Origin of the sequence: Pseudomonas sp. BF-RE-22 (assembly GCF_019956155.1) — a bacterium.
In the GTDB taxonomy this organism is placed as follows: Bacteria; Pseudomonadota; Gammaproteobacteria; order Pseudomonadales; family Pseudomonadaceae; genus Aquipseudomonas; species Aquipseudomonas migulae.
Window position 1 is genome coordinate 24,272 of sequence record NZ_JAHBDD010000015.1, and the last position, 18,009, is coordinate 42,280.

Genomic DNA, 18,009 nt, shown 5'->3' on the forward strand with positions numbered 1-18,009 from the left:
TCCGCGCGGCCGGATCAGTGTTATCCCCCGTATTTTCGGGGGCTTGGCTGAACCAGTGAGTTCATCCTGAGGTCGTGTAAAACACCTGACTATCGATAAAAATTCATTGAAGCCATGACGCCAGCGCATGCCTCCTTTGAAGGCATGCGCTCACCTTTTTCGTGCCGTCAGACGGCGCGAATCACGTGTTTGATTTCCTGGAAAGCCTGCAAGCCCCATGGCCCCAATTCGCGGCCGATGCTGCTTTGCTTGTAGCCGCCCCACGCGGTCTGCGGGAAGATCACTTGCGGCGCGTTGATCCACACAAGCCCCGCCTGCAAGGCGTTCGCAACCCGATCCGCCGCCTCGGCGTTGCGCGTCACCACGCTGGCCACCAGGCCGAACTGGCTGTCGTTGGCCAGGGCAATCGCCTCGGCTTCGGTGGCGAAACTGCGCACGCAGATCACCGGGCCGAAAATCTCTTCACACCACAGCGCACTGTCGAGGGGCACTTCGGTGAAAATCGTCGGCTGCAAAAAATAACCGCGCGGCAAGTCTGCGGGGCGATTGCCGCCGCAGATCAGCTTGGCGCCAGCACTCAAACCGCGATCGATGTGGCCGAGCACGCGTTGGTATTGCGCCTGATTGACCAGTGCGCCCATTTCCACGTTCGGGTCGAACGGGTCGGCCACGCGGATGGCTTCAGTACGCGCCTTCAGGCGCAGGAGGAATTCGTCGGCCAGTTCATCGGCGACCAGCACGCGGCTGGTGGCGGAACACATCTGCCCGGCGTTGAAGAAACCACCGCCACAGGCCACTTCCACGGCCAGTTCGATGTCAGCATCGGCCAGCACCAGCAGCGAGGATTTGCCGCCCAGTTCCAGGCTCACGCCCTTCACGGTTTCTGCCGCGCGCTGCATCACCTGCACGCCGACCGCGTTGCTGCCGGTGAAGGAAATCTTGGCGATGCGCGGGTCCGCCGACATCGGTGCACCGACCGCCAGACCGGTGCCGCAGACCACGTTGAACACGCCCTTCGGCAAACCGGCCTCGGCGATGATCGCCGCCAGTTCCAGCTCCGGCAGCGGCGTCACTTCGGAAGGCTTGAGCACCACGCAGCAACCGGCGGCCAGGGCCGGGGCGAGTTTCCAGGCGGTGGTGACCATCGGGAAATTCCACGGCACGATCAGGCCGACCACACCGCACGGCTCACGGCGCACACGGGCGCTGAAGTCGTCGGAGGGCAGCTCGACGTTGCTGTCCTGTTTGGCGTCGAGGCCTTCGGCCAGGCCTGCGTAGTACTCGAACGTAGCGATCACATCATCGACGTCGATGGCCGCTTCGAACAACGGTTTGCCGTTGTTGCTCGACTGCAAGTGCATCAACTTGTCGCGACCGGCCTGCACGCCCGCAGCGATTTTGCGCAGGATGGCACCGCGCTCGGCACCGGTGGTTTGCGACCAGGCCTTGAAGGCTTCGGTGGCTGCGTTTGCGGCTTGATCGACGGAATGTGCATCACCGCCATTCACGGTGGTCAGCAGCGCTTCGGTGGCCGGGTTGATCACGCGCAGGTGTTCGCTGCCGGCCGACCATTTACCGTCGATGAACAGACCATCAAGAGTGGTGGGGAAAGTCATTTCGACACCGCCTGCATCCACAGAGTCTGATCGATTTCAATCAGGGTCGGGCCTTGGCGATCGGTGGCTACACGCAAGGCGCTGCGCAGTTGTTCAACACCGTTGACCGCTTCAGCCGCACAGCCCAATGCCTTGGCGACACCGATGAAGTCCGGGGTGTAGATGTCTACGCCGACCGGCTCGATGGCGCGGTTGACCATGTATTTCTTGATCTCTTCGTAGCCCTGGTTGTTCCACAGCAGGACGATCACCGGGGTACGCGCTTCAACGGCGCTGGCCAGTTCCGGCAGGGTGAATTGCAGGCCGCCGTCGCCGATCAGGCACACCACTGGAGGACGTGCGCCGTTTTCAACGCTACCGCCGAGCCAGGCGCCAATCGCTGCCGGCAAGGCGTAACCGAGGGTGCCGTAGCCGGTGGACGAGTTGAACCAGCGGCGCGGGCGCTCCGGGTTGAAGGTCAGGTTGCCGGTGTACACCGGTTGGGTCGAGTCACCGACGAACACCGCGTTCGGCAATTCGTGCAGGACGGTTTCGAGGAAACGGGTCTGGGCCAGTGTTGGCGCATCCCAAGTGGCGGCGAGGTCTTCGCGCAGACGTGCGGCGCGGACCTGGCCCCAATCGTTGCGGCGTTCGGCCAGCGATTTGTGGGACAGCGCGCTCAGCAAGGCTTGGGCAGCGTTGCGCGAATCGGCCACCAGTGCGATGTGCGGCGGGTAGTTGCGCACGGTCTGATCCGGGTCGATATCAACGCGCAGCAGCTTGCCGGGAATTTCGAAACCACCAGCGAAAGTGACGTCGTAGTCGGTCTCGGCCAGCTCGGTGCCGATGGCCAGCACCACATCGGCCTCGGCAACCAGGGCGCGAGTCGCGACCAGGCTCTGGGTCGAACCGATCAACAGCGGATGGCCGGATTCGAGCATGCCTTTGGCGTTGATGGTCAGCGCCACTGGCGCGTCCAACAATTCAGCCAGTTCAGTCAATTCCGCAGCGGCATCGATGGCACCGCCACCGGCGAGAATCAGTGGGCGCTTGGCGCCGGCGAGCAGTTCGGTCATGCGGCTGATCGCGCTTGGCGAAGCACCGGCGCGGTCGATGTTGACCGGCAGGCTGCTGAGCAAGTCGTCGGCTTCTTCAACCAGAACGTCCAGTGGAATTTCGATATGAACAGGACGCGGACGACCGGCCTGGAACAGCGCGAAAGCGCGGGCCAATACGCCCGGCAATTCGGACGCCGACATCAGAGTGTGGGAGAACGCCGCCACGCCGCCGACCAATGCGCTCTGGTTCGGCAGCTCGTGGAGCTTGCCGCGACCGCCGCCCAACTGGCTGCGGGTCTGCACGCTGGAGATCACCAGCATCGGGATCGAATCGGCGTAGGCCTGGCCCATGGCGGTGGTGATGTTGGTCATGCCCGGGCCGGTGATGATGAAGCACACACCCGGTTTGCCGCTGGTGCGTGCATAGCCGTCGGCCATGAAACCGGCGCCCTGTTCGTGACGCGGAGTGACGTGGTTGATGCTCGAACGGGCCAGCCCGCGATACAGCTCCACGGTGTGAACCCCGGGGATGCCGAACACCTGCTCAACCCCGTAATCTTCGAGTAACTTGACCAATACTTCGCCGCACGTCGCCATGTCTTTTGCCCTTTTTGTTCGTTTGAGACGCCGGGCCTGCGCAGTGTTTATGATGAGCGGGCAGGTCCAGGGATGGCCTCATTGGAACGGGCGACACGTAGCCGCAACAATGGATAAAAAGTCATACTAGCCATGTCCTCACGTCATACCTTGGATCCCAATGAAACGATTGCCTCCCCTGCCGGCGCTGCACACTTTTCTGATTACCGCGCAGTGCTGCAACTTCACCCGTGCCGCCGAACAGCTGTTCATCACCCAGGGCGCGGTGAGTCGACAGATCGCCGGGCTGGAAGAACATTTGGGTTATGAGCTGTTCATTCGCCAGGCCCGCGGCCTGGATTTGACGGCTGAAGGACGGGAGTGGCTGCCACGGGTGCAGCAGATTTTCGGCTTGATCGACGAGGCGGTGGAGCAGATCGGCGAGAAGCGCGAAACCCTGCAACTCAAGGCGCCGACCTGTGTGATGCGCTGGTTGTTGCCGCGCCTGTTGCAGTGGCAGCGGGAGCGTCCGGATGTGCCGGTGGAGCTGACCACCACGGTCAAGCACGGTGTGGATTTTCATCGCGAGCAATTCGACGCGGCGGTGATGTATGGCGCGCCGCCGGACAACGCGCTGACGTCTTATCTGCTGTTCGACGAGCAACTGACGCCGGTGTGTTCGCGACCGATGCTGGAAGGGCCACAGGCCTTGCAGTCACCGGCGGATCTGCAACAGCACTTGCTGCTGCACCCGACGCGGGATGAGCGCGACTGGAATGCCTGGCTGAAAGCGGCGGATCTTCAACTGAGCAATGTCAGCAAGGGTCAGCATTTCGAAACCCTGGACCTGGCGATGTCGATGGCGTCTCAGGGGACAGGTGTGGCGATTGGCGATTGGTCGTTGATTGGCGATGACCTGAGTGCCGGGCGGCTGGTCATGCCGTTTGAATTGAAGGTGAAAACCGGGTTGGCGTATTACCTGGTATTCCCGGAGAAACCTGCACCTTCGCCGAAGTTGCGCGAATTGATGGGGTGGTTGGTGGAGCAGGCGCAGAGTCGGTGAAAGCCCAAAAGCATCGCCGGCAAGCCGGCTCCTACAAGGGCAAATCCCTGTAGGAGCCGGCTTGCCGGCGAAGGTTTAAGCCGCGCCATCAATACCCGACAGTAAACCGCTGACGGGAGTGCTTCGGCGCTTCCACTTCATCGATCATCGCAATCGCATAATCAGCAAACGTAATCCAGCTGCGCCCCGCGCCGCTCACCAGCAAATCATCCTTGCCAACCTGGAACGTGCCCGTACGCTCACCTTCGACAAACTCCGCCGAGGGCGACAGGAAGGTCCAGTCCAGTTCCTGTTCCTTGCGCAGGTTTTCGAGAAACAACGCACCGGCGCTGGCCTCTGCCTTGTATTCCGCCGGGAAGCCTTCGCTGTCGATGACGCGGGTGCCGTCCGGCAGCAACAGCGAACCGGCACCGCCCACCACCAGCAGACGTTTCACCCCGGCCTTCTTCACCGGCGCCACAACGGCAGCGGCGGGAATCGTGGCGAAATGTGCCGCGCTGATAACCACATCATGCCCCGTCACAGCAGCTTGCAAGGCGTCGCCATCCAGCACGTCGACATTCTTGCTGACCACCCCGGCACGCTGGCCGATTTTCGACGTATCGCGCGCGATGGCCGTAACGCTATGACCACGACGCAGGGCTTCTTCCAACAGTTGGCTGCCGGCACGGCCGGTGGCACCGATGATTGCGATGTTGCTCATGACGTTCTCCAGTGTGGATCAGTGTGAGTGGGTGAATCGGGTTACCACTTCATCTCGCCCTTGGCGACTTTGGCGCTCAGCTCCAGCGAGCTTTCTTCGCCCAGTTTCGGGTAGCGTTTTTTCATCGCGGCGATCAGCGCGGCGGCGTCTTTGGCCTTGGCAGTTTCTTCGTCGAAGGCTTTGATGTAATCCGCGGTGAACTGCACGGCAGCCAGGGAGCGGGCACTTTTGCCAAGGTAGTGACCCGGCACGAGGGTGTGCGGTTTCAGGGTTTCGATGGAGTGCAGCGTAGCCAGCCAGTCAGCGTGGGACTGCGCGGTTTGGGTATCGGCCATCCACACGTGAATGTTTTCTGCGACGACCACGCCACCGACCACTGCCTTGATCGACGGGATCCACACAAAGGTGCGATCCGGTTGCTTGCCCTCAAGACCTACCACCTGCAACTTCTGCCCTTCGAGCATCAGGCTGTCGCCCTTGAGTACGTCCGGCACGATGGTTTTGGCCGGCACGTCGGCCCCCATTTTCGGCCCCCAGAACGCCAGTTTGCCGTCGACGGTTTGCTTGATGTGGTCCACGGTCGGTTGCGAGGCGAGCACCTTGGCGTTGGGGAACGCGGCGGTCAGGGTGTCGAGGCCGAAGTAGTAATCCGGATCACCGTGGCTGATGTAGATGGTGGTCAGTTGCTTGCCGCTGGCGCGGATTTTTTCCACCACTTGCTCGGCCTGGGATTTGCCGAATTGCGCGTCCACCAGAATCGCGTCCTTCTCGCCGCTGACCAGCACCGACGTCACCGGGAAGATCGCTTTCTCGCCGGGGTTGTAAACATCCAGCGTCAGCGTCGATGCCGCCGCGTGGGCCGCGAAACCGAGGGTGGCCGTGGCCAGCAAAATACGCTTGAGGTTGAAACCGATCATCTGTTGCTCCGTTGTTTGATAGACGCCCTTTGTGTAGGAGCCGGCTTGCTGGCGATGGATTTGAAGACGCCGCGTTTATCCAGGAACTACGCGTTATCAACACCGCCCGCAGCAAGCCGGCTCCTACAGAATATGGACAGAGCTTAGTTGCCTTATTCATTACAAAAAATGCGATGCTTAGACATAGTTTGTTTCTGAAAGCGGGCAAATCATGGATCGTCTACAAGCAATGCGCGTATTCGTCACGGTGGTCGACCTCGGCAGCCAGTCGGCCGCCGCCGATCACCTGGACCTGTCGCGGCCGGTGGTTTCGCGGTATCTGGCGGAACTGGAAGACTGGGTCGGCGCGCGCCTGATGCATCGCACCACGCGTAAATTGAGCCTGACCGCCGCCGGCAGTGAAATCCTGCCGCGCTGTCGACAGATGCTCGATCTGTCCACGGACATGCAGGCCGCCGTCAGCGAGCCGGACGATGCGCCGCGTGGCCTGCTGCGGATCAGCGTCAGCACCTCGTTCGGCCAGGCGCAATTGGCGGATGCGATGGCCGCCTACGTCAAACGTTACCCCGGCGTCAGCATCGACCTGCAAATGCTCGACCGCACGGTGAACCTGGTGGATGAGCGCATCGATCTGGCGATTCGCACCAGCAATGACCTGGACCCGAACCTCATTGCGCGACGGCTGACGGTCTGCCGCTCGGTGATCTGCGCCGCCCCCGCTTACCTGCAGGAGCACCCGACGCCCATGCGGGTGGAAGACCTGAGCCAGCACAACTGCCTGACCCACTCCTACTTCGGCAAAAGCCTTTGGCATTTCGAGCAGGACGGCGAACCGGTCTCGGTGCCGGTGCAGGGCAACATCAGCGCCAACGAAGCGAGCACCCTGCTGCGCGCAACAATCGCTGGCGCCGGGGTGGCGATGTTGCCGAGTTATCAGGCGGGTGTGCATATCCACAGCGGCGAACTGATCCGCCTGCTGCCCCAGGCCGAGCCGCGCCAGATGAACATCTACGCGGTGTATGCCTCACGCAAACACATGCCGGCGGCATTGCGCAGCGTGCTGGATTTTCTGGTGCTGCGGTTTCCGGAAGAACCAGAGTGGGATGCAGGATTGTGAATACGTTCCCCTGTAGGAGCCGGCTTGCTGGCGATGGCGTCCGTCCAGTCAATAAACAGGTTGACTGGCCCACCGCTATCGCCAGCAAGCCGGCTCCTACAGGGGCATCAGCGTTCTGAAAGCCGCTTCACTGGCAACTCACTGCCGCTGACCTATGCTGAACTTAGTACCGAAGGGTATTCGTTCAGAGGTCAACGCCATGAACACGAAAACAAGAAGATACCTCGCCATTTTCATCACCTGCGCGGTGACGCTGGCGCTGTACGGCACCGCGGCGTGGCGCGTTGAGCAATTGCGAAACCTGCCCCGTGAGTACGCGAGCTGCAACTTCGAGCGCTGCATTCCCCACAACGCGACCCTCAACGCCCTCCGGTGATGAAGGGGATCAGGCCTCGTTGTCCTGATCGGCCTTCAAGCGGTCGCGGAACGCCTTGGGTGAGATCCCCACACGACGCCGGAACAGGCGCGTGAAGTTGGTCGGATCGGAAAACCCCAACACATCGGACATTTCATAAATGGTCATGCTGGTGTAGGTCAGCAAACGCTTGGCCTCCAGCAATTGCCGCTCGTGCATGATCTGCAACGCCGGTTGTCCCGCCAATTCACGGCACGTGCCGTTGAGGTGCGACACCGAAATCCCCAGCCGATGCGCCAGGTCTTCAACCTTGACGTGCTGGCGATACGTCTCTTCCACCAGTTGGATAAACCCGTTGAGGTATTCCCGCGCACGCTGCGGACGCTGACTGGCCGAGCGACGCTGCAGCGCCTGCCGGCTGACCCACACCATGATCACGCTGACCAGCGAATGCATGAGCATTTCCCGGGCCGGTTGATGGCCGGTGTATTCGGTTTGCAGCGCAGAAAACAGGCTGTTGAGGTACTCGCTGTCGTTGCCGGCCGGATAACTTTCGGCCTGGGCCAGAGCATTCACCGAGTTGCCCAGTTGCGCCTGAAGATGGGCGACCAGCGGCGCGGCGAGGGTCACGACAAAGCCTTCGACATCCTCGGAAAAACGATAACCGTGCACCGACAATGGCGGCAGAACCAGGATCGCCGGTTCGCCCAATTGCGTACGTTTGCCTTCGATTTCAAGCTCTGCCTGACCTTTGAACACGAAGAGTAATTGGCATAAATCGGCGTGGCGATGGGGTTTGATTTCCCACTGGTGTTCGCGGCTGCGTTTGGAAATGGTTTCACAGTGCAGCAAGTCCGGGGTCGGCCAGTCCAGGCTTTCACCGTAGAGCTTGAACACCGGTATCGAAGGCAGGGCAGGCTTGTTCATAACTTCAATCCAGGCCTCGGGAAGTGACGGGCGATAATCGCACCGATTGGCAGAAAGTACAGCTATCGGCTCAGTTTTCACCTTCAATTGACAGACCCGCAAGTGAAAAATGCAAGCACTCGATCCATAAAAATAATTCACCGACGCAGGTCGTGTGGAGCTTGCGAGTCATAAAAACAATGAAAACACTGAAAACCCAAGTCGCCATCATTGGCGCCGGCCCCTCCGGTTTGCTGCTCGGCCAATTGCTGCACAACGCCGGTATCGACACCCTCATTCTCGAACGCCAGACCCCGGACTATGTGCTCGGGCGAATCCGTGCCGGTGTCCTCGAACAAGGCATGGTAGAGCTGCTGCGTCAGGCCGGCGTCGGCCAGCGCATGGACGCCGAAGGACTGGTTCACGGCGGCTTCGAACTGGCCCTCGACGGGCGCCAGGTGCACATCGATCTGCACGCCCTGACCGGGGGCAAAACCGTGATGATCTACGGGCAAACCGAGGTCACTCGCGACCTGATGGCCGCTCGTCGGGAGGCCGGCGCGCAGACGATCTATGAAGCCGGCAACGTCGTGCCTCACGGCATGAAAACCGATGAAACGTTCGTGACGTTCGAAAAGGACGGCGAAACGTATCGGCTCGATTGCGACTACATCGCCGGTTGCGACGGTTTCCATGGTGTAGCGCGGCAATCGATTCCCGCCGACAACCTGAAGGTGTTCGAACGGGTTTATCCGTTCGGCTGGCTGGGGATTCTTGCCGACACACCACCGGTTCACGATGAGTTGGTCTACGCCCGTCACGAACGCGGTTTTGCCCTGTGCAGCATGCGCTCGGCGACTCGCACCCGGTATTACCTTCAGGTGCCCGCCGACGAGGCTGTCGAGAATTGGTCCGATCAACGTTTCTGGGATGAGCTCAAATCCCGTCTGCCTGCTGCGCTGGCCGAGTCTTTGGTGACCGGGCCGTCCATCGAAAAAAGCATCGCGCCGTTGCGCAGTTTCGTGGTCGAACCGATGCAATACGGGCGGATGTTTCTGGTCGGCGACGCCGCGCACATCGTCCCGCCGACCGGCGCCAAAGGCCTGAACCTGGCGGCCAGCGACGTCAGTACGTTGTTCAATATCCTGCTGAAGGTTTACCGCGAAGGCCGTGTCGATTTGCTGGAGAAATACTCCGAGGTCTGCCTGCGCAGGGTCTGGAAAGCCGAACGATTTTCCTGGTGGATGACCTCGATGTTGCACCGCTTTGACGATCACGATGCGTTCAGCCAGCGCATCAGCGCGTCGGAGCTGGACTACTTCGTCAGCTCCGAAGCGGGTCGGAAAACCATTGCAGAAAATTACGTCGGACTTCCGTATGAGGCTATCGAATAGCCTGCTACCGACTTACACTGGCGAGCATCCCCGCTCGCCCTTGCCTCCTGCGGGACCCTCACTGCCCGCAGGTTCTCCCGTGACCAATCTCAACCAGCCTGAAACGCCCAAACCGGCCATCCGGAGCGTGCTGATCGCCCTGATGCTGGCCATCTTTCTCGGGGCGCTGGATCAGACGATCGTCGCTGTATCGATGCCCGCCATCTCCGCGCAGTTCAAGGACGTCAGCCTGCTGGCCTGGGTGATTTCCGGCTACATGGTGGCGATGACTGTGGCCGTGCCGATCTACGGCAAACTCGGCGACCTGTACGGTCGGCGCAAGTTGATGCTGTTCGGCATGGGGCTGTTCACGATTGCTTCGTTCTTCTGCGGCATGGCCCAGAGCATGGAGCAACTGGTGCTGGCGCGGATTCTTCAGGGCATTGGCGCCGGCGGGATGATTTCGGTCAGCCAGGCGATCATCGGCGACATCGTGCCGCCTCGCGAACGCGGTCGTTATCAAGGCTATTTCAGCAGCATGTACGCGGTGGCCAGCGTCGCCGGCCCGGTGCTCGGCGGTTACATGACCGAATACCTGTCCTGGCGCTGGGTGTTCCTGATCAACCTGCCGCTGGGCCTTGGCGCCTGGCTGGTCGCCCGTCACACCTTGGTCGGACTGCCGGTGCCGCAGCGCAAACCGATCATCGATTACCTCGGCACCGTGTTGATGATCATCGGTTTGACCGCCTTGTTGCTCGGCATTACTCAGGTCGGCCAGGGGCATTCGTGGCGCAGCGCCGAGGTGCTGGGTTTGCTGGGTTGTGCGGTGGTGGTCCTGGCGTTGTTCGTCGGGCATGAGCGCCGTGCACGGGAGCCGTTGCTGCCGATGCACCTGTTCGCCAACCGCAATGCGATCCTGTGCTGGTGCACGATTTTCTTCACCAGTTTCCAGGCGATTTCGTTGATTGTGCTGATGCCGTTGCGCTTCCAGAGCGTGACCGGCGCCGGGGCTGACAGTGCCGCGCTGCACCTGTTGCCACTGGCCATGGGTTTGCCGATCGGCGCGTATTTCGCCGGGCGCCGAACCTCGGTGACCGGGCGCTATAAACCGATGATTCTCGCGGGCGCCCTCCTCATGCCGATCTCAATCCTCGGGATGGCGTTCAGTCCGCCACAGGCGGTGGTGCTCAGCAGTCTGTTCATGGTGCTCAGCGGGATCGCCTCCGGCATGCAGTTCCCGACGTCATTGGTCGGGACGCAGAACTCGGTGGAACAACGGGACATCGGTGTGGCGACCAGCACAACCAACCTGTTCCGCTCCCTGGGCGGCGCGGTGGGCGTGGCGTTGATGTCGGCGTTGTTGCTGGCATTGCTGCAAGACTCGAGTTTCGCCCATCTGGCCGGTTCGACGCTGATTGCCGAGGGCAGCTCCGGGAACGTTTTGCTGGACGGCCTGAACGCCGCGCCGGGGGATGCGCAGAACGCCTTGCGCGCCGAACTGCTGCTGACCTTCCGGCATTTGTTGATGGTCAGTGCGGCGGTGTCGTTGCTTGGGTTGGCGGCGGCGATTGCCATGCCGAACCGGGTGTTGCGTGGGCGGGAAGACAAGGCTCGGTAGTTGAACCGAGTCGCGGCCTTCGCGGGCAAGCCTCGCTCCTACAAGAGCCATGCAAACCTGTAGGAGCGAGGCTTGCCCGCGAAGACGTCATCCCATGTGATAGAAATTCAAGGGCTGTAATACCCCACAGCCACCAGAAAATGCCCGACCTTCTTCAGGTACGCATGCTTGTCCTCGACCTTGCCGGTCACGGGGTTTTTCCACCGATACGCGTATTCGCCATAATCCTGCCCGGCCATCAACGCCAGGATCGGCTCGCCGACCGGTTTGCCTTCAGGGTCCTTGATCTTGCCGAAATCGGTATTGATCAAGCGCAGATTTGTACCGTGGGCGACGTAACGCTGGGTATCCAGGTTGACGACGAACACATACAAGTCATCCTGCAAATAACCGCCCTTGAGCGAGTTGATCGACGTGAGCGTGCCCTTCTCGTCCTTGGCCAGATCGGTCGCCGCTTTGTTCAGCAACGCCATCGCCTGCTCCGCCGACGCCCGTGGCAAGTAGTAACCCACCGCCAGAATCCGCTGGCCGACCCGTTGGTAGAACACATGCTTGCGTTCGACCTTGCCGTCGGACCAGTTCTGCCAGCGATACTCCGCTTGCTGAATGCCATTGCCCTCCGGCACTTTCAACGCGTCCTTGAAAGCCTTCTGCAAATCCGGCCCGAGCACATCCGATACATCACGTCCGATCAACGCCGAAGAAGGCCCACCGCTGGCGAGCATCACGCCTTTGGTATCGAGCACGAACACGTAGCGGTCCTTGTCGACAAACTCGCCCTGACGACTGAAGGCCGCGAATGCCTTGTCGCCATTGTCGTGGTAATAGGCCAGGGCTTTTTCCAGCAAGGCGATGGCGGCCTGGCTGTCGTCCTTCTCGGTCCCGGCGGCTTGCGCCTGCCCCAGGCACAGCAACAGCATCCCGCCCAGCAGGGCCAACCTGTGCAAAAACCCCATTGCGCATCCCTCGTTCTCTTCGGTGTTTGAAGAGCGTAGACGGCAATGGGGTATGTATGGATATTCAGCGAACCGCAGTCTGCAAAATGGTATTGCAGTGCATTACCGCGCCTTCAGCCTCAAGGCCTGGCCCGCAACTGTTGCTGCAAATTCTGAATCTGCGCCTGAAGGGTGTTGATGTTGCGGGTGACCTGGCTACGGAAGGCGTCGAACTCGGCGGTACTGGACGGGCCTGACGCGGCGGCCGGGCGGTTGTCCTGTTCGCTTTTGAGCACGATCAGGTCTTGTTCCAGACGTTCGATGGCGGCGCTCGGGTTGCCTTGTTTTTTCAGCGCAGTGATGTCGGCGCCGAGGCTTTTTAGCTGGGCTTCGAATTTTTCAGTATCCGCCGGGGCGCTTTTCAGGGCGGCCAGTTCGCTGCTCAGGGCTTTGACCTGGGCCTGCAATTGCGTGTTGACGGTCTGGTGCTCGGTGTTCTGGGCGGTGGCTTGCGCCAGGCGCTTGTCCAGATCGGCGGTTTGCGCAGTCATTTGCGCCAGACGCTTGTCCAGGTCCGACGTCTGGCCGGCAACGCCCTGCTGCTGTTTGCTCTGGTCCTGGAGTTTGCTTTCCAGCTGCCTGATTTGCAGTTTCAGCGCTTCGCTGTCGCTGGTGACGTTGGTCTGACTGGCGACCACCTTGCCGGAAATGTCCTGCAAGCGTCCCGCCGCATCCTCACTGATACGCGCGAAACTTTCCTGGGTCGCCACCAGTTGCTGTTCCATCAGCGAGATCTGCTGAAAGCTCCACCACGCAAGGCCAGCGAACGCAAAGAACAAGGCACCGACCAGCGCCCACAACGGACCGGTGCTGGCCGCCCTGACCTTGACCACCGGCGGCGTGCGCGAATGCACGGCGGTGCGGGCGGTGGGTACAAAATCATCGTCGTCGAGGCTGTCGGCACGCAGGCTCGGTACATCGTCGAAGTCGTCGTTGGCATCGTTACGCATGGACATTGAGTCAACCTTTGTGGAACGCGGTGATGGCTTGATGGGGCGAAGTATAAACCCGTCAGCCGCATCGATTGACCCTGAACCCCACTCTGCGTTCAGTAACGGGGTTTGTCAGTGAATGTCCTGAGCCTTCCACCAGCCGCAGAACTCATCGAGCGCAGTCCAGAGACTGACCTTCGGGTCGTAGTCCAGATAATGCCGCGCGCGGCTGATGTCCAGGGTGAAATTTTTGTTCATCACTTGCATGCCCAAGCGCGACAGGGTCGGCTCGGGGCGACCCGGCCACAGCTTGCACGCACCCTCGTTGAGCGCCGCCACGGCGTAGGCCAACCCGTAGGAACGGTAGCGGGTCACCTGTGGGACGTCCATTTTGCGCATGACGTAATTGACCACGTCCCACAACGGAATCGGCGTGCCGTTGCTGATGTTGTAGGCCTTGCCCAACGCCGAACCGCCGGCCAGCAAGCTGCTGAGCAACGCTTCGTTGAGGTTTTGCACGCTGGTGAAATCAACCTTGTTCAAACCGTTTCCGATGATTGCCAGGCGACCTTTGCGTTGCATGTTCAGCAGTCGCGGGAAGATGCTCATGTCACCGGCACCGGTCACGAAACGCGGGCGCAGGGCCAGGGTTTCGAGGCCGAACTCCTGGGCGCCGAAGACCTTTTGCTCGGCCAGGAATTTGGTCGCGGCGTAGGGATGCTTGAAGCGCTTGGGCACCTGTTCTTCGGTCAATCCGAGGTGATCGCGGCCGTCGAAGTAGATCGACGGCGAGGACAAATGCACCAGTCGCCGCACACGTTGCTTCAAGCAGGCTTCGACCACGTTTTCGGTGACCTGCACGTTGCCTTGATGAAAGTCCTGATAACGTCCCCACACGCCGACAGCACCGGCGCAATGCACCACGGCTTCGACATCGGAACACAGATCGCGCGCCAGTTGCGGGTCACTCAAGTCGCCCGCAATGAACTCGGCGCCACGGCGCACCAGATGTTCGACGCTTTCGGCCCGGCGACCGTTGACCCGCACGTCCAGGCCCTGCTCCAGGGCGAAACGCGCAAAGCGCCCGCCGATGAAGCCGCTTGCGCCGGTGACCAGAATCTTCATGTAGTGCTCCGAATATTTCGTTTTGCGTAGTGCGTGAGGTCTTGACGCTGCCGGTCAGGTCAACGGCACCAGCCATTGCTTCGACGAGCGCACCAATTGATCGGTCAGCAACCCCAGCAACTGACCGCCATTGCGCCAATGATGCCAGTACAGCGGCACATCGATGGGCTTATCTGGCAAAAGCTCCACCAGAACGCCGCGCTCAAGTTGCTCGCGCACCTGCAATTCCGGCACCAGTCCCCAGCCGAGACCGGCTTCCGTCAGGCGAATGAAGCCTTCGGATGACGGGCATAAATGGTGTTCGAAACCGCCGTCTACGCCGAGGGACGCGAGGTAGCGATGCTGTAGGAAATCGTCCGGGCCAAAGACCAGCGCCGGCGTTTTCGACAACTGATCGGCGCGAACGCCATGCGGAAAATGCCGGGCGATGAACGCCGGGCTGGCCAGCGCGCGATAACGCATGGCGCCCAACAGGACGCTGCGCGCACCCGCCACCGGACGTTCGCTGGCACAGACACACGCCGCCACTTCGCCTGCACGCATGCGTTTGAGGCCGACGGTCTGGTCTTCGACCACCAGGTCGAGCAGCAAATGTTGCTCGGCACAAAAGTCACCGACCGCCTCGGCCCACCAGGTGGCAAGGCTGTCAGCGTTCAGTGCGATGCGCAGACGTTCCGGCAAGCCTTCTTCATCCAGCGCCGGCACCAGCGTTTGCAAGTCCCGCTCCAGCAAGCGCACCTGCTGCACATGGTTGAGCAAACGCCGGCCGATTTCCGTCGGCGCCGGTCGCGCCATCCGCACCAGCACCGGTTGGCCGACCCGCGCTTCCAGCAGTTTGATGCGCTGGGAGATCGCCGATTGCGACAAGCCGAGCACCTTTGCGGCACGTTCAAAACCGGCCTGCTCGATCACGGCGGCCAACGCAGAAAGCAATTTATAGTCGAACATCAGTTTTCCTAATGAGCGATCAGCATGATTGATTTTTCTTATACAGGTTAGCAGCAGAGAATGCGCGGCAAGAACTCTTGAACAAGGATTACCGACATGGCTGGCGAAACTTCACTGGCAACACTGCTACGCAGCATGAGCCCGCAACTCAACGCTGGCGAATACGTGTTCTGCACCCTGCGGGACGGTCAATTGCCATCGAACCTTGAGATTGTCGGCAGCTTTCGCGAGCAGGAAGGTCTGACGGTGATTCTGGAACGTTCCCACGCAGAACGGGCCGGTTTCAGCTTCGACTACGTCGCAGCCTGGATCACCCTCAACGTGCACTCGGCCCTGGAAGCCGTCGGCCTGACCGCCGCGTTCGCCACCGCGCTGGGCCAGGCCGGGATCAGTTGCAACGTGATCGCCGGTTACTACCACGATCATTTATTCGTCGGCCAGGCCGATGCCGAACGCGCCCTGCAAGTGTTGCGGGATCTGGCAGCCAACGCGGAGTAAAACTTATGTGGCAAAGCTATGTGAACGGCCTGTTGGTGGCCGCGGGGCTGATCATGGCGATCGGCACTCAGAACGCGTTTGTGCTGGCCCAGAGCCTGCGACGTGAACATCACCTGCCGGTGGCAGCGCTCTGCGTGACCTGCGACGCGTTGCTGGTGGCGGCCGGTGTATTCGGTCTGGCGACCGTACTTGCACAAAACCCGACATTGCTGGCTATCGCTCGCTGGGGCGGCGCGGCGTTTCTGCTGTGGTACGGCAGCCTTGCGCTGCGCCGGGCCTGCTCGAAGCAAAGCCTGCAACAGGGTGAAAACCTGACGGTACGCTCACTGCGCGCGGTGATGCTCAGCGCCCTGGCGGTGACCTTGCTCAACCCGCATGTTTATCTGGATACCGTTTTACTGATTGGCTCTCTCGGTGCGCAACAAACCGAGCCCGGGGCTTACGTTGTCGGCGCGGCCAGCGCTTCGCTGCTTTGGTTTTTCACGTTGGCGCTGGGCGCCGCATGGTTGGCGCCATGGCTGGCTCGGCCAAGTACATGGCGGATCCTTGATTTGTTGGTGGCCATCATGATGTTCGCTGTAGCCGGCCAACTGATCATCGCTACCTGATATTCCAAATGGCTCTGGAACCTCTATTCCACACAGTTGTTGCGTGGTTATGCCGCACCCCCGGTGCTATGATCCGGTTCGATGCGCCGCAAAGAGTACAAACTCCCCGGCGCTTGTCTGGCCGCCCGTGATCGGCCTTGCGCTCACCGCAACTGACCTGATTAGGAGAATCATCATGGCTTTCGAATTGCCGCCGCTGCCTTACGCACACGATGCCCTGCAGCCGCACATTTCCAAGGAAACCTTGGAGTACCACCACGACAAGCACCACAACACCTACGTCGTGAACCTGAACAACCTGGTGCCAGGCACCGAGTTCGAAGGCAAGACCCTGGAAGAGATCGTCAAGTCTTCCTCGGGCGGTATCTTCAACAACGCCGCTCAAGTCTGGAACCACACTTTCTACTGGAACTGCCTGGCGCCAAACGCCGGCGGTCAACCAACCGGCGCACTGGCTGAAGCCATCAATGCTTCCTTCGGTTCGTTCGACAAGTTCAAGGAAGAATTCAGCAAGACTTCCATCGGCACCTTCGGTTCCGGTTGGGGCTGGCTGGTGAAAAAGGCTGACGGTTCCCTGGCCCTGGCCAGCACCATCGGCGCCGGCAACCCGCTGACCAACGGCGACACCCCGCTGCTGACCTGCGACGTCTGGGAACACGCTTACTACATCGACTACCGCAACGTTCGTCCGAAATACGTCGAAGCGTTCTGGAACCTGGTCAACTGGAAATTCGTGGCTGAGCAGTTCGAAGGCAAAACCTTCACCGCTTAAGCTCGACGCCAGTCAAAAAACCCGGCTTTTGCCGGGTTTTTTTATGGGTCTGGAAACGTACAAAGCCAGGTGTTCCCGTAGAACGGGTCGGTAGTTCTGACGCCATCGTCGGAACACCGCCCGTAGCAAGCTGGCTCCTACAAAGTCCGGGTACAGCCGTGAAAACAGGTCGGTTGTCAGGACGCCATCGCCAGCAAGCCGGCTCCTACAGGGGGTGGGTACAGCCGTGAAAACAGGTCGGTTGTCAGGACGCCATCGCCGGCAAGCCGGCTCCTACAAAAGCAGGTCGGCGCCCAGCCGCTTCTCACCACTCATCAGGCCGAGCGTTAGCTCGCCTTCAGCTTTTGATCTGAGCGCCCCTTCGGGAGGCCGAGTGGAGGTTCTGCGCAGTGGGCAGCCCGGCATGGATGCCGGGCTAGCCGCCCCCGGCCATGGATGGCCGATGGCGGCGGGCCCACGGAGCAGGACCGGAGCGAGGGAACGCCGAGCCTAAGCGAGGGGCCGGACGCTGGGGCGAAGCCTTTTGCTTACTTTTCGGCGTTTGGAAAAGTGAGTCGCCGTAAGGGCGAAACCATAAGCGGCCGTTACCGCAGGAATGGATATGTACACCCGAAAGAAAATGGTCCGCCATGAGGCCGCCATCGCCAGCAAGCCGGCTCCTACAAGAGATCGAGGTGTTGCAGATGGGTGATTTCAGACAATGAAACAAGCGTTAAGCCCCTTGCCCCAACGCCACAGACGTCTACCATCAACCAAATGGAAAATAAGTCCAAATCCCCCTCAAGTTGAAGGACTCGACTACCGACACAGTACTAATAGGGCAAATACTCCAGGCAACAGCATTTCGGCC

The 18,009-nt window shown here is 60.8% G+C and carries 17 protein-coding genes; 8 read left to right on the top strand and 9 right to left on the bottom strand.

The window, feature by feature from the left end:
- Positions 1 to 167: 167 nt before the first annotated feature.
- Both KGA82_RS10305 and KGA82_RS10310 read right to left on the bottom strand, forming a co-directional pair.
- Complete coding sequence (locus KGA82_RS10305) at positions 168 to 1,616, bottom strand: aldehyde dehydrogenase family protein (RefSeq protein ID WP_223450278.1); 1,449 nt, start codon at positions 1,614 to 1,616, stop codon at positions 168 to 170.
- Complete coding sequence (locus tag KGA82_RS10310; protein ID WP_008042005.1) at positions 1,613 to 3,250, bottom strand: 5-guanidino-2-oxopentanoate decarboxylase; 1,638 nt, start codon at positions 3,248 to 3,250, stop codon at positions 1,613 to 1,615. The genes KGA82_RS10305 and KGA82_RS10310 overlap by 4 nt, the downstream gene beginning before the upstream one ends.
- A gap of 160 nt (positions 3,251 to 3,410) precedes the next feature.
- Here KGA82_RS10310 and KGA82_RS10315 point away from each other — a divergent pair, with 160 nt between their 5' ends.
- Positions 3,411 to 4,292 carry a LysR substrate-binding domain-containing protein gene (locus tag KGA82_RS10315; protein WP_008034326.1) on the top strand — a complete coding sequence of 294 codons (882 nt, stop codon included), beginning with the start codon at positions 3,411 to 3,413 and terminating at the stop codon, positions 4,290 to 4,292.
- Between the two features lie 88 nt (positions 4,293 to 4,380).
- On the opposite strand, the gene KGA82_RS10320 is transcribed toward KGA82_RS10315, so the two are convergent.
- Both KGA82_RS10320 and KGA82_RS10325 read right to left on the bottom strand, forming a co-directional pair.
- Positions 4,381 to 4,995: an NAD(P)-dependent oxidoreductase gene (locus tag KGA82_RS10320; RefSeq protein WP_223450279.1), complete on the bottom strand. Its 615-nt coding sequence runs from the start codon at positions 4,993 to 4,995 to the stop codon at positions 4,381 to 4,383.
- Positions 4,996 to 5,036: 41 nt separating this feature from the next.
- Complete coding sequence (locus tag KGA82_RS10325) at positions 5,037 to 5,912, bottom strand: MBL fold metallo-hydrolase (RefSeq protein ID WP_008034330.1); 876 nt, start codon at positions 5,910 to 5,912, stop codon at positions 5,037 to 5,039.
- A 211-nt stretch (positions 5,913 to 6,123) separates the two neighbouring features.
- On the opposite strand from KGA82_RS10325, the gene KGA82_RS10330 reads away from it, so the two are divergent.
- Both KGA82_RS10330 and KGA82_RS10335 read left to right on the top strand, forming a co-directional pair.
- A complete protein-coding gene (locus tag KGA82_RS10330; RefSeq protein WP_202949197.1) occupies positions 6,124 to 7,029 on the top strand; it encodes a LysR family transcriptional regulator in 906 nt (301 codons plus the stop codon).
- 199 nt (positions 7,030 to 7,228) lie between these two features.
- The gene (locus KGA82_RS10335) at positions 7,229 to 7,405 is read left to right on the top strand and encodes a hypothetical protein (RefSeq protein ID WP_008034333.1); all 177 of its coding nucleotides are present in this window, start codon (positions 7,229 to 7,231) and stop codon (positions 7,403 to 7,405) included.
- Positions 7,406 to 7,414: 9 nt separating this feature from the next.
- Here the strand turns inward: KGA82_RS10335 and KGA82_RS10340 are convergent, their stop codons facing one another.
- Complete coding sequence (locus KGA82_RS10340) at positions 7,415 to 8,311, bottom strand: helix-turn-helix domain-containing protein (protein ID WP_008042009.1); 897 nt, start codon at positions 8,309 to 8,311, stop codon at positions 7,415 to 7,417.
- A 188-nt stretch (positions 8,312 to 8,499) separates the two neighbouring features.
- Here KGA82_RS10340 and pobA point away from each other — a divergent pair, with 188 nt between their 5' ends.
- Together pobA and KGA82_RS10350 are read left to right on the top strand one after the other, a co-directional pair.
- Positions 8,500 to 9,684 carry a 4-hydroxybenzoate 3-monooxygenase gene (gene pobA, locus KGA82_RS10345; protein ID WP_223450301.1) on the top strand — a complete coding sequence of 395 codons (1,185 nt, stop codon included), beginning with the start codon at positions 8,500 to 8,502 and terminating at the stop codon, positions 9,682 to 9,684.
- Positions 9,685 to 9,763: 79 nt separating this feature from the next.
- Positions 9,764 to 11,281 (top strand): MDR family MFS transporter, encoded by a 1,518-nt coding sequence (locus KGA82_RS10350; protein ID WP_008042013.1) that lies wholly within the window; start codon positions 9,764 to 9,766, stop codon positions 11,279 to 11,281.
- Between the two features lie 107 nt (positions 11,282 to 11,388).
- Here KGA82_RS10350 and KGA82_RS10355 read toward each other — a convergent pair whose 3' ends face one another.
- From KGA82_RS10355 to KGA82_RS10370, 4 genes are all read right to left on the bottom strand, one after another.
- Complete coding sequence (locus tag KGA82_RS10355) at positions 11,389 to 12,237, bottom strand: cache domain-containing protein (RefSeq protein ID WP_008034341.1); 849 nt, start codon at positions 12,235 to 12,237, stop codon at positions 11,389 to 11,391.
- Between the two features lie 119 nt (positions 12,238 to 12,356).
- Complete coding sequence (locus tag KGA82_RS10360) at positions 12,357 to 13,232, bottom strand: ATPase (RefSeq protein WP_223450280.1); 876 nt, start codon at positions 13,230 to 13,232, stop codon at positions 12,357 to 12,359.
- A 108-nt stretch (positions 13,233 to 13,340) separates the two neighbouring features.
- Positions 13,341 to 14,333 (bottom strand): NAD-dependent epimerase/dehydratase family protein, encoded by a 993-nt coding sequence (locus KGA82_RS10365; RefSeq protein WP_223450281.1) that lies wholly within the window; start codon positions 14,331 to 14,333, stop codon positions 13,341 to 13,343.
- A 54-nt stretch (positions 14,334 to 14,387) separates the two neighbouring features.
- A complete protein-coding gene (locus KGA82_RS10370; RefSeq protein ID WP_008034351.1) occupies positions 14,388 to 15,281 on the bottom strand; it encodes a LysR family transcriptional regulator ArgP in 894 nt (297 codons plus the stop codon).
- 96 nt (positions 15,282 to 15,377) lie between these two features.
- Here KGA82_RS10370 and KGA82_RS10375 point away from each other — a divergent pair, with 96 nt between their 5' ends.
- The 3 genes from KGA82_RS10375 to KGA82_RS10385 all read left to right on the top strand — a co-directional run bounded on the left by KGA82_RS10375 (position 15,378) and on the right by KGA82_RS10385 (position 17,159).
- The gene (locus KGA82_RS10375; protein WP_192228598.1) at positions 15,378 to 15,779 is read left to right on the top strand and encodes an ACT domain-containing protein; all 402 of its coding nucleotides are present in this window, start codon (positions 15,378 to 15,380) and stop codon (positions 15,777 to 15,779) included.
- 5 nt (positions 15,780 to 15,784) lie between these two features.
- A complete protein-coding gene (locus KGA82_RS10380) occupies positions 15,785 to 16,387 on the top strand; it encodes a LysE/ArgO family amino acid transporter (RefSeq protein WP_223450282.1) in 603 nt (200 codons plus the stop codon).
- 175 nt (positions 16,388 to 16,562) lie between these two features.
- On the top strand, positions 16,563 to 17,159 hold the full coding sequence (locus tag KGA82_RS10385; protein WP_008034365.1) for a superoxide dismutase: 597 nt from the start codon (positions 16,563 to 16,565) through the stop codon (positions 17,157 to 17,159).
- Positions 17,160 to 18,009 lie beyond the last annotated feature (850 nt).

Bases quoted from the DNA above. Each gene is read 5' to 3' on its own strand.
- KGA82_RS10340 (WP_008042009.1), bottom strand. From the start codon at position 8,311: ATGAACAAGCCTGCCCTGCCTTCGATACCGGTGTTCAAGCTCTACGGT.
- KGA82_RS10380 (WP_223450282.1), top strand. From the start codon at position 15,785: ATGTGGCAAAGCTATGTGAACGGCCTGTTGGTGGCCGCGGGGCTGATC.
- KGA82_RS10355 (WP_008034341.1), bottom strand. From the start codon at position 12,237: ATGGGGTTTTTGCACAGGTTGGCCCTGCTGGGCGGGATGCTGTTGCTG.
- KGA82_RS10370 (WP_008034351.1), bottom strand. From the start codon at position 15,281: ATGTTCGACTATAAATTGCTTTCTGCGTTGGCCGCCGTGATCGAGCAG.
- KGA82_RS10375 (WP_192228598.1), top strand. From the start codon at position 15,378: ATGGCTGGCGAAACTTCACTGGCAACACTGCTACGCAGCATGAGCCCG.
- KGA82_RS10365 (WP_223450281.1), bottom strand. From the start codon at position 14,333: ATGAAGATTCTGGTCACCGGCGCAAGCGGCTTCATCGGCGGGCGCTTT.
- KGA82_RS10315 (WP_008034326.1), top strand. From the start codon at position 3,411: ATGAAACGATTGCCTCCCCTGCCGGCGCTGCACACTTTTCTGATTACC.
- KGA82_RS10335 (WP_008034333.1), top strand. From the start codon at position 7,229: ATGAACACGAAAACAAGAAGATACCTCGCCATTTTCATCACCTGCGCG.
- KGA82_RS10330 (WP_202949197.1), top strand. From the start codon at position 6,124: ATGGATCGTCTACAAGCAATGCGCGTATTCGTCACGGTGGTCGACCTC.
- KGA82_RS10320 (WP_223450279.1), bottom strand. From the start codon at position 4,995: ATGAGCAACATCGCAATCATCGGTGCCACCGGCCGTGCCGGCAGCCAA.
- KGA82_RS10325 (WP_008034330.1), bottom strand. From the start codon at position 5,912: ATGATCGGTTTCAACCTCAAGCGTATTTTGCTGGCCACGGCCACCCTC.
- KGA82_RS10310 (WP_008042005.1), bottom strand. From the start codon at position 3,250: ATGGCGACGTGCGGCGAAGTATTGGTCAAGTTACTCGAAGATTACGGG.
- KGA82_RS10305 (WP_223450278.1), bottom strand. From the start codon at position 1,616: ATGACTTTCCCCACCACTCTTGATGGTCTGTTCATCGACGGTAAATGG.
- KGA82_RS10385 (WP_008034365.1), top strand. From the start codon at position 16,563: ATGGCTTTCGAATTGCCGCCGCTGCCTTACGCACACGATGCCCTGCAG.
- KGA82_RS10360 (WP_223450280.1), bottom strand. From the start codon at position 13,232: ATGTCCATGCGTAACGATGCCAACGACGACTTCGACGATGTACCGAGC.